Annotated in this window: 16 protein-coding genes; 15 read left to right on the top strand and 1 reads right to left on the bottom strand. The window is 41.3% G+C overall.

The genetic code is table 11. The features are described 5' to 3' along the window. Positions 1-122 precede the first annotated feature (122 nt). The 11 genes from SMUL_RS11330 to metK all read left to right on the top strand — a co-directional run bounded on the left by SMUL_RS11330 (position 123) and on the right by metK (position 10,826). A complete protein-coding gene (locus SMUL_RS11330) occupies positions 123-2,168 on the top strand; it encodes an ATP-dependent helicase (protein ID WP_025345375.1) in 2,046 nt (681 codons plus the stop codon). Next, the gene (gene truB / locus SMUL_RS11325) at positions 2,168-2,995 is read left to right on the top strand and encodes a tRNA pseudouridine(55) synthase TruB (protein ID WP_025345374.1); all 828 of its coding nucleotides are present in this window, start codon (positions 2,168-2,170) and stop codon (positions 2,993-2,995) included. The genes SMUL_RS11330 and truB overlap by 1 nt, the downstream gene beginning before the upstream one ends. A gap of 1 nt (position 2,996) precedes the next feature. Beyond that, positions 2,997-3,224 (top strand): carbon storage regulator CsrA, encoded by a 228-nt coding sequence (csrA, locus tag SMUL_RS11320; RefSeq protein WP_025345373.1) that lies wholly within the window; start codon positions 2,997-2,999, stop codon positions 3,222-3,224. Then, positions 3,224-4,015 carry a 4-(cytidine 5'-diphospho)-2-C-methyl-D-erythritol kinase gene (locus SMUL_RS11315; protein ID WP_025345372.1) on the top strand — a complete coding sequence of 264 codons (792 nt, stop codon included), beginning with the start codon at positions 3,224-3,226 and terminating at the stop codon, positions 4,013-4,015. The genes csrA and SMUL_RS11315 overlap by 1 nt, the downstream gene beginning before the upstream one ends. Next, positions 4,008-4,472, top strand: a complete 465-nt coding sequence (gene smpB, locus SMUL_RS11310) for an SsrA-binding protein SmpB (protein ID WP_025345371.1) — start codon at positions 4,008-4,010, stop codon at positions 4,470-4,472. The genes SMUL_RS11315 and smpB overlap by 8 nt, the downstream gene beginning before the upstream one ends. Positions 4,473-4,529: 57 nt before the next feature. Then, complete coding sequence (locus tag SMUL_RS11305) at positions 4,530-5,129, top strand: thioredoxin domain-containing protein (protein ID WP_025345370.1); 600 nt, start codon at positions 4,530-4,532, stop codon at positions 5,127-5,129. Positions 5,130-5,140: 11 nt separating this feature from the next. After that, positions 5,141-5,449 (top strand): ATP-dependent Clp protease adaptor ClpS, encoded by a 309-nt coding sequence (locus tag SMUL_RS11300; protein WP_025345369.1) that lies wholly within the window; start codon positions 5,141-5,143, stop codon positions 5,447-5,449. Between the two features lie 53 nt (positions 5,450-5,502). After that, the gene (gene clpA / locus SMUL_RS11295; RefSeq protein WP_025345368.1) at positions 5,503-7,701 is read left to right on the top strand and encodes an ATP-dependent Clp protease ATP-binding subunit ClpA; all 2,199 of its coding nucleotides are present in this window, start codon (positions 5,503-5,505) and stop codon (positions 7,699-7,701) included. Then, positions 7,691-8,371: a leucyl/phenylalanyl-tRNA--protein transferase gene (gene aat / locus SMUL_RS11290; protein WP_051492696.1), complete on the top strand. Its 681-nt coding sequence runs from the start codon at positions 7,691-7,693 to the stop codon at positions 8,369-8,371. The genes clpA and aat overlap by 11 nt, the downstream gene beginning before the upstream one ends. Before the next feature lie 41 nt (positions 8,372-8,412). Continuing rightward, positions 8,413-9,306, top strand: coding sequence for an AEC family transporter (locus SMUL_RS11285; RefSeq protein ID WP_025345366.1), 894 nt, complete (start codon positions 8,413-8,415; stop codon positions 9,304-9,306). A 305-nt stretch (positions 9,307-9,611) separates the two neighbouring features. Next, a complete protein-coding gene (gene metK, locus SMUL_RS11280; protein WP_025345365.1) occupies positions 9,612-10,826 on the top strand; it encodes a methionine adenosyltransferase in 1,215 nt (404 codons plus the stop codon). 40 nt (positions 10,827-10,866) lie between these two features. Here the strand turns inward: metK and SMUL_RS11275 are convergent, their stop codons facing one another. Next, entirely contained in the window at positions 10,867-12,099 is a 1,233-nt protein-coding gene (locus tag SMUL_RS11275; protein ID WP_025345364.1) for an apolipoprotein N-acyltransferase, read from the bottom strand. Positions 12,100-12,110: 11 nt separating this feature from the next. Between SMUL_RS11275 and yajC the strand changes: the two genes are divergently transcribed. The 4 genes from yajC to leuS are packed head-to-tail and all read left to right on the top strand — an operon-like array spanning position 12,111 to position 17,396. Next, complete coding sequence (yajC, locus tag SMUL_RS11270) at positions 12,111-12,386, top strand: preprotein translocase subunit YajC (RefSeq protein ID WP_025345363.1); 276 nt, start codon at positions 12,111-12,113, stop codon at positions 12,384-12,386. After that, positions 12,379-13,962, top strand: coding sequence for a protein translocase subunit SecD (secD, locus tag SMUL_RS11265; RefSeq protein ID WP_025345362.1), 1,584 nt, complete (start codon positions 12,379-12,381; stop codon positions 13,960-13,962). Before yajC ends, secD begins: the two co-directional genes overlap by 8 nt. Continuing rightward, positions 13,962-14,933, top strand: a complete 972-nt coding sequence (gene secF / locus SMUL_RS11260; protein WP_025345361.1) for a protein translocase subunit SecF — start codon at positions 13,962-13,964, stop codon at positions 14,931-14,933. The genes secD and secF overlap by 1 nt, the downstream gene beginning before the upstream one ends. Before the next feature lie 15 nt (positions 14,934-14,948). Beyond that, positions 14,949-17,396, top strand: a complete 2,448-nt coding sequence (leuS, locus tag SMUL_RS11255) for a leucine--tRNA ligase (RefSeq protein WP_025345360.1) — start codon at positions 14,949-14,951, stop codon at positions 17,394-17,396. Position 17,397: the final 1 nt, after the last annotated feature.

The raw sequence follows: 17,397 nt of genomic DNA, 5'->3' as shown, positions 1-17,397 counted from the left end.
CATATTCTTTGATCAAGACTCTATTTATATGAGATATGCGTGTGTCAGAAAGGTACGGAGTTTTGCTTAAACTTTTTTCGCTATAATAAATACAATTTATATCATCAAAAAGTAGATAACGCATGCAAGATTTAGCGATGTTAAACGAATCACAACAAGATGCAGTCAAATGTGTCGATGGTCCTGTCCTTATCTTAGCAGGTGCAGGCAGTGGTAAAACCAAGACGATTACGTCACGCTTGGCGTACCTGCTCTCTTTAGGAATTCCTCCTGCGAACACCTTAACGCTTACCTTTACCAACAAAGCCGCCAGTGAGATGCGAGAACGTGCGATGGCGATGATCGAAGAGCACAGCTATCCGCCACTCTTGTGTACCTTTCATAAATTTGGTCTGCTTTTTTTAAAGTTTCACATTGAAAAAATAGGGCGAAAGAACAGCTTTGTGGTCATCGATACCGATGATAAAAAGCGCATCTTAAAAAGTTTTAGTACGAGCACAGAACTTTCAACGGGCATGATCGCCAGCGAGATTTCACGCTATAAAACCTCCTTAATTGACCCAAAAGTGGCGTGGGAAAAAGCGGAGCAGAAGAGTTATCAAGTGATTGCCAAGCTTTACGAGCAGTACGAAGACTACTTACAATCCAACAATTTGGTTGATTTTGATGACCTTTTAGTCCTTCCTTATAAAATTTTAGAGGGTGATGATGCTTTGTGTGAAGAGGTGAGCAAGCGCTATCAGTACATTATGGTCGATGAGTACCAAGATACAAATGAACTACAATACAAACTGCTTCGCAAACTCTGTTTTACGCACAACAATCTCTGTGTTGTGGGCGATGATGACCAGAGTATTTACGGTTGGCGTGGGGCGAATATCAAAAATATTTTAGAGTTTCACGAGTCGTTTGACAATGTTAAAATCGTTAAGTTAGAGAAAAATTACCGATCCACAACCCAAATTCTTAAAGCAGCAAACGATCTTATCGAGCATAACCGTGGACGCATTGGCAAAGTACTTGAGAGTACGAAGGGTGATGGCAAAGCGATTGATGTGTTGGATTCACACGACGAAAATCAAGAAGCGCATACGATTGCAAAGCGGATTCGAAAGCTCATTGAAAGTGGTGTCAACCCTCATGAAATCGCTGTTTTATACCGCATCAATGCGCTCAGCCGTTCATTAGAAGAGGGGCTCAATAAAGAGAAAATTCCTTACAATATGGTCGGTGGTGTGAAGTTTTACGAGCGTGCTGAGGTCAAAGATGTCATCAGTTACCTGCGCGTCATTGCCAATCCTCATGATGATTTTTCGATCAAACGCATTATCAATCGTCCCAAACGTGGGCTTGGAAAAGTGACGATTGAGCGCATCATCAAATCAGCCTACGATAACCATCAATCGATTTATGAGTACATTACATGTAACGAAGCTGCGATTGAAAAAGAGGCGACGAAAAAGGCCTCTTTGGCGCTGAAAGAGTTTGTGCAAAACATCGCACACATGCAGAGCATTCAAGAAAATTCAACGTACGATATGATCGATGCCATTGAAGAATCTTTTGCGATCAAAGCTTACTACACCAATCAGCCTGACTCGTTGGATCGCCTCTCCAACATCGATGAATTTTACGGACTTTTCCGTGATTATGTAAAGCAAAACCCTCAAATGGGCGTGGATGATTTTTTAAATGAGCTTGCATTGCAGAGCGACCAAGATCAGATCGATAGTGAAAACATCTCCATTATGAGCATTCATGCGAGCAAAGGTTTGGAATTTGAATACCTCTTTGTCATTGGTTTGGAAGAGGGCTTTTTCCCTCTCATAGGGGACGGCAGTGACATTGAAGAAGAACGTCGTCTTGGGTATGTGGCGATTACACGTGCTAAAAAAGAGCTGACACTCAGTTTTTCAGGCAGTCGTTTTTACAAAGGGCGAAGAACGGAGCTTACCAAAAGCCGTTTTCTCAAAGAAGCAGGCGTGTGCGAGGGAAGTTTGATTTTAGAAAAAACCACCTCGTTTAAAAAAGGCGATCTGGTCAAGCACAAGATCTTTGGCATTGGACGTATAACGGAAGTGAGCAAAGTAGGGCGTGAGTTTAAATTGCAGATCAATTTTAGCGGTACCAAACGGGATATTTTAGCCTCTTTTGTGGAGAAGATTTAGTGGATAACCGCCTTTTTGTTGCGTATAAGCCCTCGTGTATGGTTTCAAACCATTTTTTAAGTCGTATTAAGAGACGTTATAACGTCAAAAAAGCGGGCTTTTCGGGCACGCTCGATCCGTTTGCGCAAGGCGTTCTTATCATCGCTTTTGGACAGTTTACAAAATTGTTCCGTTTTTTGAAAAAAGCGCCAAAAACGTACAGAGCTACCCTCTGGTTGGGAGCGACGAGTCCGACATTGGACATTGAAAAAGTCGAACATGTGGAGCAGATGATGGCATTTCATCCTGATTCTGTTGCGTTTGTATTGCAGAGCATGGTGGGTGAAAAAACCTATCTGCCTCCAAAATATTCGGCGAAAAAGATTGATGGGCAGCGTGCGTATGATCTGGCGCGCGCGGATAAAGCATTTGAGCTTAAAGCGATCACGAGTACCATTTATGACTGCCATTTGGTGCACTACATTCACCCTTTTTTAACCTTTGAAATTACGATTTCAGAGGGCGGATATGTGCGAAGCATAGGCGCTTTGATCGCGGAGAAACTGGGGTTTTCTGGCGCACTCAGTGCACTGGAGCGTCTCAATGAAGGTGATTTTGTCTATGACAATGAAAAAGAGCTCAACCCTTTGGACTATCTGGATTTGCCTTTGAATGCTTACCTTAGCGATCCTTCGGATATTTTACTGGGTCGAAAGTTGGTGCGTGAAAATTTTGAAAAAAATGAAGAGGGCATTTACCAAATCATTATCGCAGATATGCTCAGCGTTGTGGAAATCAGCGCAAATGGAGTAGAATATCTCCTAAATTCACTATCGCTAAAGGCGTAACATGTTAATACTCACACGAAAAATCGGAGAGGGTGTTGTTTTAAATGAAAATATTACGGTTCGGGTTATTGAAATTTCCAAAGGGGTGGTCAAATTAGGGTTTGATGCGCCAAAAAACATGCTGATCCTTCGTGAAGAGTTGGAGCAGGCGATTAAAGAAACGAACATTGAAGCCAGTAAAAATAGCAATCATGATGCCCTCTTATCTTTGAGTGAGAAGCTGAAATAATGGATTATCAAGCACATGCAAAGGTCAATATCTTTCTCAAAATTGTTGGCAAGCGTGGTCATTACCACGAATTGATCTCACGCTTTATGCTCGTTCCCTCTGTGTACGATACGCTCTCCTTTGTTCCTAAAAAGAGCGGTGAACTGTTTGAGTTACGAGGCGATTTTAACTGCGCGCTGGAGCACAATACGCTTTATCGTACGTTTAAGGTGCTCCAATCGCACGGATTTACCAAAGAAGTTGAGCAGGTGATGCGTCATTTTGCTTTACATGTAAAGAAAAATATCCCCACAGGCTCGGGTCTTGGTGGCGGCAGTAGCGACAGTGCAACGTTTTTAAAAATGCTCAATGAGCATGCGGGTTTGGGGCTAGATACTGAAGCGATGATGCGTCTTGGAAGCGAAGTGGGTGCGGACGTTCCTTTTTTTGCCTCAGGGTATACGAGTGCCAATGTGAGCGGCATCGGTGAAATCGTTGAACACTATGACGAGCCTGCTTTAAATCTTGAAGTGTTTACACCACCCCTTGCGTGCAATACCGCGCTCGTGTATAAAACCTATAGGGAATATTTCTTGCAATCCATGGATCAAGCCGTTGCTTTGAATATGGTTGCACTGAAAAGTTCTGAATTGTTGGCTCACTTTAAGAAAGAGGAGCTTAACGATCTTTTCCCTGCATGCTTAAAAGCGTACCCCGAACTGAGCGTTTATGCGAAAGAGGGATGGTTTTTTAGCGGGAGTGGAAGCAGTTTTTTTAGATTATCAAACAAGGCAGATGTGAAAAATGGGTGAACCTGTTGCACGCAATAAAAAAGCGTTTCATGATTATGAAATTTTAGAGAGACTTGAAGCGGGTATTGTGCTTCAAGGCAGTGAAGTGAAGGCGATTCGCCAAAGTAGGGTGAATCTGAAAGATTCGTTTGTGAAGATCATCAAAGGGGAAGCGTTTTTGCTCAATGCGCACATTTCGCATCTCTCAACGGCGAATTTAAACTATGCGCCCAATGAAAGAGCGCCAAGGAAATTGCTTTTACACATGAAGCAGTTGCGTAAATGGGATATGAAAGTTGCCAAAGATGGACTCACCATCGTGCCACTTTCGATCTATTTCAATGGCAAAAATCTTGCAAAAGTTGAGATTGCCTTAGCGCGTGGTAAGAATGAGCACGATAAGCGGGAGAGCCTCAAAGAGAAAGATGCCCAAAGAGAAGCTAAAACAGCGATCAAAAATTACGCTTACAAAGAGTAGTTTACATATTATTTATCTAAATAAAGTAGAATAAAGCAAAAGTTATATGAGGGAACTATGAAAAAGTTTATCCGTTTAATCATGATTACAATTTCTCTTTTATTCCTCGGATGCGGCTCAGAAACTTCGAGTGCGCCTGTGGTGAAAGAGACCTATAAAGATGGTGACAAAGTAGAGCTTAAAAGTGTTTCAGGTGCGAAGTTGACCTTGCTTCGTAAAAATGGTGGTTTTGTTATCGAAGATGATGAAGCCAAAGTTGTTTTAATCGATATTTTTGGCACTTTTTGTGTCCCGTGCCAAGAAGAGGCTCCCTCTTTGATGGACTTTCAGCTTCAAAACAGCGATGAGGTCATGCTCCTTGGTTTGAACTTTTTTGAAGAGGTCAGCGATGAGTATGTCGTTGAGAATTTTGCGGCTAGGTACAATGCGTACTATTTCATCACCAATTCACCAAAGAACAAAAAATTGGTGGAGACAATCGTTCAAGACATTCAGTACAAAGGAACCCTTCAAGTACCGTTTAAAGTGCTACTTAAAGCGGGGAAATATCAAAACGTGACCGATGTTTATGGTACGAATCCAGAGAATAAATTTTATATCGGTAAAGTGGATTTGGATATTATTCAAAAAGACATCGATAAAATTACAGCACAATAGAGGCGGCGTCAATGCACCATTTTAATGGAGATTTTCAAAACGAGACAATGGATGCGATCGAGCTCAAAGAGCCACGCATGTACAAAGTTCTGCTACTCAATGACGATTATAGTAGCATGGAGTTTGTCATTAAAGTGCTGATGCAAATTTTCCATCATAGTTTTGAAAAGGCAAACGAAATCATGTTTAATGTTCACGAGCAAGGCAAAGGGCTTTGTGGAGTGTATGTGTATGAGATCGCTGAGACTAAAGTGGCGCATGTACGTAAAATGGCAAAAGAGGAACAATTTCCCCTTCGTGCCATTATGGAAGCAGAGTGAAAATTTCTACCTTACGTCAAGGTAAATGTGTACAATGTAAAAAGGAGTAGATTATGGTGAACCAAGAACTCAATTTCGTTTTCAACGATGCCATCGCATTTGTAAGAAAACATCGCTACGAATACATTACCGTCGATCATCTCTTTTTTGCGCTCTTAAGCAATGAACATGTGGCTGAACTCCTCATTAATTGCGGACTCAGCATTACCCTCTTGCAACGCTCAATGGAGAAATACTTTGTCGCCAATCCTCAAGTCGTACCTACTGAAGAGAGTTATGAGCCTTTGGAAACGGTAGCTCTTTCACGTGTGATTGAGACGATGATGTTACATGTAAAGAGTGCAGGAAAGTCAGAAGCGAGTGTGTATGACCTTTTAATCGCACTGATGGATGAGGGCAATGCCTTTTGTGTTTCGCTTTTACTGCAACAAGGTGTTGATAAACTTTTGATCGTTGAAGAGGTGACAGCGCTCAGTGCACCTCAAAATAAAGAGCTAAGTTTGGGCGAGCAAAAAGAGAGTGCGTTGGCAAAATACACGCTCGATTTGATTGCGCTTGCGAAGCAAAAACAGATCGATCCTCTCATTGGCAGAGCCGATGAAGTGAAGCGCGTCATGCAAGTGTTGTGTCGCAGAAAGAAGAACAATCCTCTGCTTGTGGGCGAACCGGGTGTCGGTAAAACCGCCATTGTTGAAGGGTTGGCTGAAAAGATCAGCGAAGGGGCTGTGCCTGAAATCTTAAAAGAGACTCCCGTTTATGCCCTCGATATGGGAGCACTTCTCTCAGGAACCAAATACCGAGGCGATTTTGAGAAACGTCTTAAAGAGATATTAAACGAACTCGAAGCCAAAAAAGGGGCTATTTTATTTATCGATGAGATTCATACCATCGTGGGAGCTGGTGCCACGAGTGGTGGTTCAATGGATCTTTCCAACCTGCTTAAACCAGCCCTTGCTTCGGGAAAAATTCGCTGCATTGGTGCTACAACCTATGGAGAGTTTCGCAATTTCTTCGATAAAGACAAAGCGCTCAGCCGTCGTTTTGCCAAGATTGATGTTTTAGAACCAAGCCTTGAAGACGCCTTTTTGATCCTTAAAGGGCTTAAGGGAAGTTACGAGCAACACCATGGCGTGAAGTATCCAACAGAAGTGATACGTGCTTCCGTGGAACTGGCTAAAAAATACATCAGTGATAAATTTTTACCCGATTCTGCGATTGATCTGATCGATGAAGTGGGCGCTTCGTTTCACTTGGCTAAAAAACGTAAAAAAGTGGTGGAGCTCAGTGACATTGAAGCCGTACTTGCCAAGATTGCCAATATCCCAACGCGCAGTGTGAATAAAGACGAGGGTGTGGTGATGCAACACTTAGAAACGCATCTTAAGGCTAAGATTTTTGGACAAGACGCTGCGATTGAGTCTCTTACCAAAGCGATTAAACGCTCCCGTGCGGGTCTTGGGCATCCAACTTCACCGATTGGCTCTTTCTTGTTTGCAGGCCCTACGGGTGTGGGAAAAACCGAAGTGGCCAAACAGCTTGCATATGAGCTGGGTGTGCATTTTGAACGTTACGATATGAGTGAATACATGGAGAAGCACACGGTCAGTCGTCTCATCGGGGCACCTCCGGGATATGTAGGCTACGATGAGGGTGGACAGCTCAGCGAAGCGATCAAAAAACACCCGTATACCGTGTTACTGTTAGATGAGATCGAAAAAGCGCATCCCGATATGCTGAACATTTTGCTTCAGATTTTTGACAGTGCGACCTTGACCGATAACAATGGCACAAAGATCGATTTTCGCAATGTCATTATCATTATGACCTCCAATCTTGGAACGAAAGAAGCGCCAACGATGGGCTTTACGAAGAGTGAGAGTTCACGAACGGATCATGCGATTAAGGAGTTTTTCTCACCAGAGTTTAGAAACCGCTTGGATGAGGTGATTCATTTTGCGCCACTCTCTGAGACGGTGATGATCAATGTGGTTGAGAAGCTTTTGAGCGAACTCACCGATCAGCTTAAAGATAAAAATGTAGCGATCGAAGCCACAATGGCAGCTAAAAAATACCTCGCAACGGAGGGTTACAGCAAAGAGATGGGTGCTCGCGTCATGCGTCGGGTGATTCAAGAGCAGATTAAAACACCTCTTTCTGAAGAGGTTCTTTTTGGAAAGCTTAAAAATGGTGGTGTGTGCAAGATCGATTACAAGTCTAAAAAATTGGTCTTTAGTTACAGCGGTGGAAACTAAGATACTCATCCCTCGGTTACACGCACGTGATTATACGTTTCCAGATCCAAGGGCGGCGAGTGATGAGGGGCTTTTAGCATGGGGTGGCGATCTCAAACCAGAACGCCTCCTTCGTGCGTACGTTCAAGGCATTTTCCCTTGGTTTAATGAGGGCGATCCGATTCTGTGGTGGTCGCCCAATCCTAGACTGATTCTGCTTCCCTCCGACATCAAAATCTCCAAAAGTCTAGCCAAACGTATGAAACATTTTGAGATACGCTATGACACCTGCTTTGAAGAGGTGATGCGCCAATGTTTGGAAACAAGGATCGCGAAAGGGCAAAAAAGCTGGATCAGTGAAGATTTGATTGAAGCTTTTTGTGCGTTACATGTAAAAGGGTTTGCGCACTCGGTGGAGACCTTTTGTGAGGGAAAATTGGTAGGCGGTTTGTATGGACTCTATCTTGGCGGTGTGTTTTGTGGTGAGTCGATGTTTTCGACTCAAAGTGATGCTTCCAAAGCCGCTTTAGTAGGACTTTGTGAAAAGTTGAACGCTTTAGGGGGCGATTTTATTGATTGTCAGTTACCGACCGATCACCTCCAATCCTTAGGTGCGTGTGTCCTATCACGCGAGAAATTTTTAGGTATGTTAGAAAACGCTTTGGAAAATTGCACGACGAAACCGTGGTAATTTTTGCGCCTTTTTGCCTTTACATGTAAAAGAAGTTTAGAATGATTGAAAATGTTGCTCCCGTCTTTATTTTTGTTGCCTTAGGGTATCTGTTTAAAAAAATCAAACACGATATTTCAGAGGCGTTAACCGAGTTTGTGATCTACTTTTCCCTCCCAGCCCTTGCCCTTTCCAAAATACGCCATATGACCTTTAGCCATGAAGTTTTTTTGATTATCCTCATTGCGTACATTACGATGGCGCTCTCTTTGGCTCTGGGCTATCTTGCTGGGCGTTTTATGAAACTGGACCGAAAAAATCTCGTCACAATGATGGTCATTGTCGGTTTTGGCAATACAGGCTTTGTGGGCTTTTCCTACATCGAGTCATTTTACTCGTTGCATGCGGTCAGTTACGCGCTCGTGTACGATCAAATTGGGACGTTTATTGCCTTGATGGCGGTTGGCATTCCTCTGATTGCATGGGGTGGAGGGCAAGAACAGCGGGTGCGCGATGTTGCCAAACAGGTTGCTTTTTCTCCGCCACTGCTTGCCATCGTTGTTGCCATTGGGTTTCAAGGCACGGAATTTCCTCCACTCATTGAAACCATACTGGATAAGTTTCAAGCGACATTGATTCCATTGGTTACAGCAATTGTAGGCATGAAGTTGGAGTTTCGAACGCTCTCGCTTTACTTTAAAGAAAACATGGTCGCACTCAGCCTTAAAATGGTGATTGCTCCACTGTTGATGCTTATAGGATTTTACGTTTTTGCCGATTTAAAAGCCGAATGGATGAAGGTTACTTTTTTGGAAACGGCGATGCCTCCGATGACGCTTGCAGTGGTCTTTGGCATCAGGGGAGGGTTGAATCGAGAATTGTTGATTAATGCCCTAGCTTTAGGCATTCTCTTCTCCTTTATAAGCATGGGTGTCTGGAATCTAATCATTTCTTAGTAATAAAATGGTCAAAGAAATTTTTAGAATAAAGAGAGTATTATACTCTTCTTAGTAAGCGGTGGGCTCAAGAGAGCCTTGGTTCAAACTTTTAATTTTACTTTATGTTTCGTCTCTTCTTGAAACCGTAAATGGAAAACAAAAGGATGGAAAACGAGTTTACAAACTTTATGCTTGAGATGCTTTGCTCGAAAGCATAAAAGTTTTTAAAAAAACGAATTTTTTATACCCGCAGGGGTTTTAAAAAACAAGTGTTTTTAAAAAACGTGTTTGTAAACGGGAAAACAAAGAAATGGAAAACAAAAATGGAACACACAAAACACTACCTTTTTACCTCTGAAGTGGTAAGCCCAGGGCATCCTGACAAATGTGCCGATATCATTGCTGATAGCATTGTGGATGCACTTATTATTGCGGATAAAAATTCACGCGTTGCGAGTGAGGTTTTTGTTGCTGGAAAGCATGTCATCATTGGTGGCGAGGTCAATACGAAAAGTATTCTCTCTTTTACAGATTATGAAACAATCGTGAAAAATGCACTGGCAAAAATTGGGTATGATGGAAAATCTGCCTTTACCAAAGAGCAGTGTCTTCACCCCGATGATGTGAAAGTGCAAGTACTGCTTAACCAACAAAGCAGTGACATCAACCAAGGCGTTGATCAAGAGAGTGGTGAAATTGGCGCAGGTGATCAAGGCATTATGTTTGGATTTGCCTCTTCTGAGACCGCTGATTTTATGCCTGCTGCGATTACGTATGCCAGAATGCTGTGCGATAAAGTCTACAGCTATGCACTGACTCATAACCATAAACTAGGCGTTGATATCAAAACGCAAGTGACGGTGGATTACGGTACGAAACAAAATTTTGAAGAGTGTAAACCTCAAAAAATTCATACTATTGTTGTCTCTGCTCCTTCCAATGAGCATCTCTCCATTGAAGAGGTTCGTTCTCTCATCAAAGGATTGATTGACGATACAGGGCTTCCAACAGAGCTTTATGATCCCAATAACACCATTATTCACATCAACCCAACGGGTCGTTATGTCAACCACAGTTCATTGCATGATTCTGGACTCACGGGTCGTAAATTGATTGTGGATAGTTTTGGTGGCTACTCCCCCATTGGTGGCGGTGCACAATCGAGTAAAGATTACACTAAAGTTGATCGTAGTGGACTGTATGCGGCACGTTGGATTGCAAAACACATTGTAGCTGCAGGTCTGGCTAAAAAATGCTCCGTTCAACTCTCTTACGCTATTGGCGTTGCCAAACCTGTCTCTATCGCTGTTGATACGTCAGGAACGTATACTAGCATCGGAGATGATGATCTTTCTACATTTGTGCTTGAAACTTTTAGTTTAACACCGCGTTGGATTACTGCAAAATTTGGTTTGGATAAGCCAAGTGGCGAAACCTTTTTGTATGCCGATGTTGCAGCGCGTGGACAAGTGGGGCAGAGTGATTATCCATGGGAAAAATTGGACAGTTTAGAGCTCTTTAAAGCACTCAAAAAATAGTTTACATGTAAAGCGTTTAAAGGCACTCAAAAGAGTGCCTTTAAGGCAGGATGACTCCGCTTTTTCCACTATTGGCACTGTGATAAATCACCGTTTGATATTTTTTTGCATACAACCGTAAAAGTAGATATTGCAGTGTTTGCTCAATGGATGGGCTAAACCACGCATTATTGCTGATGACAATCATCTGTTTGGGATTGCCTTCAAAGAGTGTAGGATTGGTTCCTTCATAGCAAATGGCACTTCGAAAAGAGATTCCATTGATCACAAAATCTTGCGGCTCTTTTGCTTTTTGATAATCTTTGGCGCCATCGAAAAAGAGTTTATTGATGAGCTCAACCATAAAACTGGGCAAAGGTATCTCTTCACCAAACGGAACCAGAATAATTTTATGGGCAATCTGCATTTCTCCTTTTTGAAACAGATACGACGAGTTAAAAAATCCTTGATCCTCTTCATACGTTAACGACCCTGTAACAATGGTAATCTTTTGAGAATACGCTTTAAGCGCTTCGATCAAACGATGTGCTCGGTTTAGGTAGAGTGGAAAGGCACTTTCAGGGAAAATAATCAGCTCTTTATTTTGCGCAATGGCTTGCTCAATCAACGCAAAATTCAGATCAATCGCCTCTTGTTGGTACTTCTCATCCCAACGCTGGGATTGAGGAATGTGCATCGAAGGGATAGCAATATCAATTTTCGGAAGCGTCACCGTAGGTGTTGTTTGGTAAAGAGCTCCTAGAAGCGGAATCAGCGCTACTGCTTTAAACCATTTTGGAAGAGCTTTTAAAAGGGTAATTCCGCTTAAAAAAAGTCCAAATGCAAGGTGTGTGGTTGAAAAATAGGTATCAATGAAGACCACTTCAAGCTTTAACCAATTAAAGCCAAAAGGATCGACAAAGCTTACTCCAAATAGCAATGGTGCTTGGAGATACATAGTGCTTCCAAAGCGTCCAATCAGCCAAAAAAGAACGCCATAAACGAAAGCCACACCGAAAATGATGAACGGGATGAGAAAGCTCAAATCGTAATAGACAAAACTAAAACTAATCCAGTAAAACCATAAAAGCCCAATAAACAGACCACTCCAAAACCATACCACACGATTTTCGCCCAAGAGGAGGTAAAACCCTGCAAAGGCTAAGAGGGAGTTAAGTATGAGCAATGTTAGTTCAAAATAATCGAGGTAGATAAAAGCAGAAAGCAAGAGGGCTATAACAAAGGCTTTTATTATGTAAATGCGGGTAAAATAGATATCTAAATTTTTTTTCACAAAGGATTTCCATGCAAGGTTCTGCAAGTTTATTATCTTCTTTACTTCCACTCGTTGTTCTTTTCGCGATTTTTTATTTTCTAGTGATTCGGCCTCAACAAAAACAGGTAAAAAAACACAAAGAAATGATTGATGCACTTTCAAAAGGCGATAAAGTCATTACTAGCGGTGGTTTAATCTGTGAAGTCGTGAAACCTGAAGAAGATTCTATCAAAGTTAAGCTTAATGATGATGGCATTATTGTGAAGGTTTCGCGAGAATATATCGCAAAGAAAATTGATGCTTAGTGGTAAAATTAGTTACCGTTTAGTCATCTTTGTTCTTGCAATTATTTTCGGAGTAGGCTATTCATTGCCTACTTTTTTGCAAAGTGACAAAGGGGCTAAAATTGCCTTAGGTCTTGATCTTCAAGGTGGTCTGCATATGGTTTTGGGTGTTCAAACTGAAGAAGCCATCAAATCCAAAGTTAAGTCTATTGCTTCGAGTATTAAATTCTTTGCACAAAGTGGAGATATTATTATTGACGATTTGAAAATTGATGAAGAGATGCTCACCTTTACGCTTCTTGATAAAGACGAAGAGAAAAAAATTGATGAGATGCTTAAAACCATTAGTGGTTTAGAAGTCTCGAAAGAGTCCCTTCGATACACACTCTCTTTAAATGATAAAGAAAAAGATCTTATTCGCGAATATGCGATTTCACAAGCGGTTGAAACCATTCGTAATCGTTTGGATCAATTTGGCTTAGCCGAGCCCAATGTTTCTAAACAGGGTACGGATAAAATTGTTGTAGAACTCCCTGGCATTAAAACAGCGGAAGATGAGCAACGTGCGCGTGAATTGATCGCAAAAGCGGCCCATTTACAACTGATGGCTGTGGATGAAAAGCGAAAAGATCGTACGACGACAATGAGTCCGATTGAAGCAGCGCAGTATGGCGATGTTATTTTACCCGATGCGAGAAGTGAACAAGTGAAGCATATCTTAAAAGAGATTCCTGTTCTTGATGGTAGTATGCTCAGTGATGCCAAAGTTGCCTTTAGTGACATGCATCAGCCTGTTATTAACTTTACGCTCAATTCTGAGGGTGCAAAAATATTTGGCGATTTTACAGCCAATAACATTGGTAATCGTTTAGCGATTGTTTTAGATAACAAAGTTTATTCAGACCCTGTTATCCGTGAACGTATTGGTGGAGGTAGCGGACAGATTAGTGGTGGTTTTAGTGTTAAAGAGGCACACGATGTTGCGATTGCTCTTCGTAGTGGAGCTTTACTAGCGCCTGTGACACTGCTTGAAAAACGAAGTGTTGGTCCTTCTTTGGGTGCCGATAGTATTCAAGCAAGTTCGATTGCTTTAATTTCTGGATTTTTCCTGATTGTTGGATTTTTAATACTGTACTATCATATGGCAGGCGTTTTTGCCAGCTTTGCACTTTTGGTTAACTTTATTTTATTAATTGCCATTATGGCACTTTTTGGCGCCACTTTAACACTTCCTGGTATGGCGGGTATTGTTTTAAGCCTTGGTATGGCCGTAGATGCAAATGTTATTATTAATGAACGTATTCGTGAACTCTTACGGCAAGGTATTGCCGTACGGCAAGCTGTTGAAAAAGGGTATGAAAATGCCATGAGTGCTATTGTCGATGGTAACTTAACGTTAGCGGTCTCTTCGGTTATCCTTTATGTGTATGGGACAGGACCTATTAAAGGGTTTGCCATTAGTATGTTGATTGGTAACTTGATCTCAATGCTCACAGCCATTTTGGGAACCCATGGAATATATGAACTATTAATGTCCTATATTGAAAAAAACCACAGCATTCGTTTTTGGTTTGGTATGAAAAAGAGAGGTCACTAATGGAATTTTTTTCAAAAGGTATAATTTACAATTTCATGAAGTATGCTCGTGTTTTTATCGCGACCACACTTATTTTAGCGTTCATCTCTTTAGTCCTTGTTTTTACCAAAGGATTTAATTATGGTGTTGATTTTGTGGGTGGAACCGTTGTTCAACTTAAATATGAGCAAAGTGCACCTATTGATAAGATTCGAGACGATCTTGCCAAAGATAAATTATTTGCAGGTGCCTTGATTACAGAATTTGGTTCACCTGAAGAGATTGTCATTCGTTTTTCAACGGTAAGTGATAGCGTTGCTCAAGATATTGGAGATCATATCCGTACACTTTTAAAAGATACGGGTGCTTTTGATATTCGAAAAGTAGATATTGTTGGACCCAAAATCGGAAGTGAACTACGATCAAAAGGTATTATGTCGGCTATTTTAGCAATGATTGGTATCTTAATTTATGTGGCAGTTCGTTTTGAATGGAAGTTTGCTATTGCTTCTGTTATTACATTGTTGCATGATATTACCATTACATTAGGGGCTATTATTTTATTCGATATCGAATTTAGTCTTGATGTATTGGCGGCTGTTTTAACATTGATTGGTTACTCCCTGAACGATACTATTATTATTTTTGATCGTATTCGTGAAGAACTTGAAGAGACAAAAAATACGAATTTTTCAGAAATTATTGATATTTGTGTCTCCAAAACACTCTCTCGAACCACTATTACTTCTTTATTGGTTTTCTTTGTTGTCTTAACCCTTTATGTCTTTGGTGGAGAGATTATTCATGGCTTTAGTTTTACAATGTTACTTGGTGTTATCATTGGTACGTACAGCTCTATTTTTATTTCAGCGCCATTTTTAACGTTAATTGGCTTTAATGTTGAAAAATATAAAGCTAATATTGCGATCAAAGAGAAAAATAGAATTGAAAAAAATAAAATGCGTTCCCAGTATGAAAAAGGTACCGTTTAATTTGATGGAGAGAAGATGCAATACAACCCTTTAGAACTTGAAAAAAAATGGCAGCAGACATGGGATCAAACGAATGCATTTGAACCTTTGGCTGATTTTACAAAAGCAAAAAAATATATTTTAAGTATGTTTCCCTATCCCAGTGGAAGAATTCATATGGGGCATGTGCGCAACTATACCATTGGGGATGCTATTGCACGTCATCACCGTAAAAATGGTTTTAACGTTCTTCATCCTATTGGGTGGGATAGCTTTGGTATGCCAGCTGAAAATGCGGCGATTAAGCATGGTGTTCATCCTAAAAAATGGACCTATGAAAACATTGATTATATGCGTAAAGAGCTTGCTTCTTTGGGGCTTTCATTTTCTAAAAAAAGAGAATTTGCAGCAAGTGATGTCCTTTATACGAAGCATGAACAACGCATTTTTATTGAGATGTTTAACAAAGGGTTGGTGTATCAAAAAAGCGCAACACTCAATTGGTGTAATACGTGTCAAACCGTTCTTGCCAATGAGCAAGTGGAAGAGGGGTGCTGCTGGCGTTGTGATAACCCTGTTGAGCAACGCTTACTTCCAGGTTACTACCTTAAAATCACGCAGTATGCACAAGAATTACTCGATGATTGTGAAAAACTCCGCGCTGGGTGGCCAAGTCAAGTTTTAACGATGCAAGAAAACTGGATCGGAAGAAGTGAAGGTTTGGAGTTTAGTTTTACACTCAGTGATGCATCTCGTGCTAAACTTGATCATCAATTTGAGAGTTACAAAGTCTTTACGACCCGTCCTGATACGATTTACGGTGTGAGTTATTCCGCACTTGCGCCTGAGCATCCTATTGTTAAACATCTCATCGCGCATAAGCTTTTAAGCGACGACAAAATTGCTCAGATCAAAAAAATGCAAAGTGTGGGAGCGCGCGAGCGCGCACAAGCGGACAAAGAGGGTGTGAGTTTAGAGATCGATGTGATTCATCCTCTTACTGGAAAAACGGTACCTGTTTGGGTTGCCAATTTTGTCTTGATCGAATACGGTGGCGGTGCTGTTATGGCCGTTCCTGCACACGATGAACGCGATTTTGAATTTGCTAGAAAGTATGATTTAGCGATTCTTCAAAGTATTGAAACAACATCGGCGTTTGATGGCAGTGTTGCAACAACAGAATATGGTACCTTAGTCAACTCAGGTGAATTCACAGGTTTTGATTCTAAGCGTGCACAAAAAGCAATCATTGCACATTTTGAAGCGCAAAAAATCGGTACGAAAGTCATTAATTACAAATTGCGTGATTGGGGTATTAGTCGTCAGCGTTACTGGGGTGCACCGATTCCGATGATTCACTGCCCTAAATGTGGGCTTGTTCCTGAAAAAATTGAAAATCTTCCTGTTGCATTGCCTGATGATGTTGAGATCAAAGGTGAGGGCAATCCTTTGGATAAACATCCAACGTGGAAGCATACGAAATGTCCTACATGTAACGCAGACGCTGTTCGCGAAACCGATACGATGGACACCTTTTTTCAATCGAGCTGGTACTTTTTACGTTACACAACCGATCCATCGTTGTGGAATGATGTCCCTTTTGATAAAGAGAGTGCTAATTACTGGATGAATGTCGATCAATATGTGGGCGGCATTGAGCATGCGATTTTACACCTTTTGTATTCTCGCTTTTTCACCAAAGTTTTAAGAGACCTTGGTTATGTGAATTGCGATGAGCCTTTTGCCAACCTTTTGACCCAAGGTATGGTGTTAAAAGATGGCTCCAAGATGAGTAAAAGTAAGGGCAATACGGTTGATCCTGATGCGATTATCAAAACCTATGGTGCCGATACGGCACGTCTGTTTATTCTCTTTGCCGCTCCGCCTCAAAAAGAGCTTGAGTGGAATGACAGTGCGGTGGAAGGTGCTTTTAGATTTTTAAAACGCTTTGCGCAGAAGAGTGAAAACTGCTTTACATGTAAAGCAATCCCTTCTATTGAGCATAGCGCTCTTTCTAAAGAGTCCAAATACGCACGTAAGAAAGTCTACGAAGCGCTTAAGAAGTCCAATGAGATCTTTGAAGGAAGTTACACCTTCAATACGTTAATCGCTGCATGTATGGAAGCCTTAAATGCGCTGAGTGACCAAAACGATCAAGCGGTTTGGAGTGAAGGGTATTTTGTCCTGCTTAATCTTTTAGAGCCAATTGTGCCGCATCTGTGCTGGGAGATGAGTGAGAGCCTTTTTGGACGTGTTAATTTAGCACCCATTGCGATTAAAGAAGAAGTTTTTGTAGAAGATAGTATGATACTCGCAGTAACTGTCAATGGTAAAAAGCGCGCTGAAATTGAAGTGGAAACCTCCATCTCAAAAGAAGAAGCTTTACGCCTTGGCAAGCAGAGTGTGGCAAAATGGTTAGAAGGATGTGAGCTTCTCAAAGAGATCTACGTTCCCAATAAATTGATAAACTTGGTGGTAAAGTAAT

It is taken from the genome of Sulfurospirillum multivorans DSM 12446 (assembly GCF_000568815.1).
In the GTDB taxonomy this organism is placed as follows: Bacteria; Campylobacterota; Campylobacteria; order Campylobacterales; family Sulfurospirillaceae; genus Sulfurospirillum; species Sulfurospirillum multivorans.
The sequence above is the reverse complement of the archived record's forward strand: the minus strand, read 5'-3'. Positions and strand labels throughout refer to the sequence as shown.